Annotated in this window: 3 protein-coding genes and 1 pseudogene; all 4 read left to right on the forward strand. The window is 27.0% G+C overall.

Going from position 1 to position 3,020, the window contains the following annotated elements:
* Positions 1–403 precede the first annotated feature (403 nt).
* Positions 404–907, forward strand: coding sequence for a diaminobutyrate acetyltransferase (ectA, locus tag ACERKK_RS12515; RefSeq protein WP_373773412.1), 504 nt, complete (start codon positions 404–406; stop codon positions 905–907).
* A complete protein-coding gene (gene ectB, locus ACERKK_RS12520; RefSeq protein WP_373773413.1) occupies positions 904–2,184 on the forward strand; it encodes a diaminobutyrate--2-oxoglutarate transaminase in 1,281 nt (426 codons plus the stop codon). The genes ectA and ectB overlap by 4 nt, the downstream gene beginning before the upstream one ends.
* Position 2,185: 1 nt before the next feature.
* Positions 2,186–2,581, forward strand: coding sequence for an ectoine synthase (locus ACERKK_RS12525; RefSeq protein WP_373773414.1), 396 nt, complete (start codon positions 2,186–2,188; stop codon positions 2,579–2,581).
* Between the two features lie 13 nt (positions 2,582–2,594).
* Positions 2,595–3,020 (forward strand): annotated as a pseudogene (locus ACERKK_RS12530) (aspartate kinase); the annotation flags it as partial.

Raw genomic sequence — 3,020 nt, forward strand, 5'->3', positions numbered from 1 at the left:
AAGCAATTTTCTATCTTCATACATTTTTAATGTCCTAACTTTAGTATTTAAAAGTTCTGCAATACTACTTAGTAGAACATCTTTATTATTAAGTAAAGCCAATTTTCACCTTTCATTTAATTTATAATAATTTCTTTATCACTCGTATACTACTTAATCTTTTATTAAACTTATTTTATACAAGACATTTTTTTACACTTTTATTGATTTTTTTTTACATAAGTTATGTTTTTAAATATCATTATTTTCTATATTTATGTCATAAATTACGTATATTTTAAGTATTACATAAGTTTTATATGTTAATATCACACTGTTTTTATTTAAATATTTAACATACATAATGTAAATATTTAACATAAGTTATGTAATTAATATTAACACTAAATGAAAAAGGTAAGATATGAATGGCCAGAAGGTTATAATTAAAGAACCAAGCAAAAGTTTTTCAAAAGAGATATATAAATTAGTAGAGAGTACAAAGGTATTAGATGTAAATTCTGAATATCTGTATTTACTACAATCAACTCATTTTAAAGACACATGTGCAATTGCACTAATGGAAGAAGAAGTAGTAGGATTTGTTTCTGCTTATAAACTACCAGATGAACCTAATAAATTATTTATTTGGCAAGTAGCAGTTGATGAAAGATTAAGAGGATATGGCTTAGCAAATAAGCTTATGCTTAATATTTTAAAAAGAAAAGAGAATATGGATTTAAATTATATTCATACTACTGTTTCGCCAAGTAATAAATCATCAATAAGAGCATTTGAAAAATTAACAAGTGTACTTAAAACAAAAATGATTTCAAAAGATTTTTTTGAAAAAGAAGATTTTATAAACCAACATGAAGAAGAAGTCCTATATGAAATTGGGCCATTTAAACTAAAGGAAAAAAAATGAGAATATTTGAAAATTTAGAATCAGAAGTAAGAGGATATATAAGAAGTTTTCCAACAATTTTTGAAACATCAAAGGGTGCAATTTTAACAAATGAACAAGGTGAAGACTTTATTGATTTCTTTGCAGGAGCTGGAACACTTAACTATGGACATAATAATGAACATGTTAGTAAAGCTTTAATTGAATATATTCAAAAAGATGGTGTTGTTCATGGTCTTGATATGGCTACAAGTGCTAAAAAAGAGTTCTTACAAACACTTCAAGATACTATTTTAGTTCCAAGAAATTTAGATTATAAAGTACAGTTTACAGGACCTACAGGAACAAATGCTGTTGAAACTGCACTTAAACTTGCAAGATTAGTAAAAGGTCGAAGTAATGTTGTATCTTTTACAAATGGTTTTCATGGTTTAACTCAAGGTTCATCATCTGTAACTGGAAATAATGACTATAGAGATGAAAGTTATATTAGTAGATCAAATGTATCATTTATGCCATTTGATGGTTACTTTGGTGATATGAATACTATGTCTATTTTTAGAAAATTTTTAGAAGATAGTAGTAGTGGACTAGATATTCCTGCTGCTGTTATTGTTGAAACTATTCAAGGTGAAGGTGGAATTAATGTTGCATCTAAAGAGTGGTTACAAGAGCTTGAGTCAATTTGTAGAGAGTATGATATTTTATTAATTATTGATGATATTCAAGTTGGAAATGGAAGAACAGGTGAATTTTTCTCATTTGAATTTGCTGGTATTAATCCAGATATTGTAACAATTTCAAAATCAATTGGTGGTGGATTACCAATGGCAGTTGTTTTATTAAAACCAGATTTAGATCAATGGAAACCAGGTGAGCATACAGGTACATTTAGAGGTAATAACTTAGCATTCGTTGCTGCTAAAGTTGCAATTGAACAATATTGGCAAAATGATGATTTATCAAATGCAGTTAAATATAAAGAAAACATTATAAAAGAAGAGCTTCAAAAAATTGCTGATAAATTTAAAGATGAATTAGAAGTTGAAGTTAGAGGTAGAGGTTTAGCTTATGCCTTTGATATTAAAGGGGATAACTCAATTGCAGGAGAAATTTCATCTTATGCATTTGAAGAAAAACTGATTGTTGAAACTTGTGGTAGTGAAAATCAAATTGTTAAATTCTTACCACCATTAATTATTGATGAAGAGACTTTACGTAAAGGTCTAAAAAGATTTGAAAAAGCAATTAGTAGATTAATGGCTGATAAAAAAGAAAAATTATCAGGAGAGTTCTAAAATGATAGTAAAAGATATAAAAAAAGATGTAATGGGTACAGACAGAGAAGTTCATGCGCAAGGTGGACAGTGGGTTAGTAGAAGAATGCTTTTAAAAGATGAAGGAATGGGATTTTCTTTTCATGAAACAATAATTAGAGCAAATACTAAAACTCATATACATTATCAAAATCACTTAGAAGCTGTTTATTGTGTAGGTGGAAATGGGAAAATTGAAGATTTAGCAACAGGTGAAGTTCATGAACTTCATGATGGAATTATGTATGCTTTAAATAATCATGATGACCATAATCTTTATGGTGGAAGTGAAGATATGAGAATGATTTGTGTATTTAATCCACCAATTAAAGGGACTGAAAACCATGATGAAAATGGAGTTTATCCGCTAGAAGACTAATAAAGGAATTATATTGAATATAAAAGTATGTAAGTTTGGGGGAAGTTCGGTCAGGGACTCTTCTCAAATAAAAAAAGTATTAGAAATAATTAAAAAAGATAAAAATAGAAGAGTTATTGTTGTATCAGCCCCTGGACGAGATGAGAAGTTTGATGAAAAAATTACAGATCACCTTTTAAATATTGCTACAAATGGGGAACATTTTAGTAAACAAAAAATTTATATAAATATAAAGCAAAGTTTTGATTCTATAATTAACAAATTTGAACTTTTATGTACAGAATTAAATATTGATAAAAAAATAATAATAGAAGATTTAAAAAAAGATTTAAATAATACAGTATTAAAAAATAAAAAAAGAGAAGCTTTTTTCCTTTCAAGAGGAGAACACTATAATTCAAAAATAATAAGTACTTTTATAAAAAATAGTGGTTTAAAT

The organism is Poseidonibacter sp., assembly GCF_041821165.1.
Lineage (GTDB): Bacteria > Campylobacterota > Campylobacteria > Campylobacterales > Arcobacteraceae > Poseidonibacter.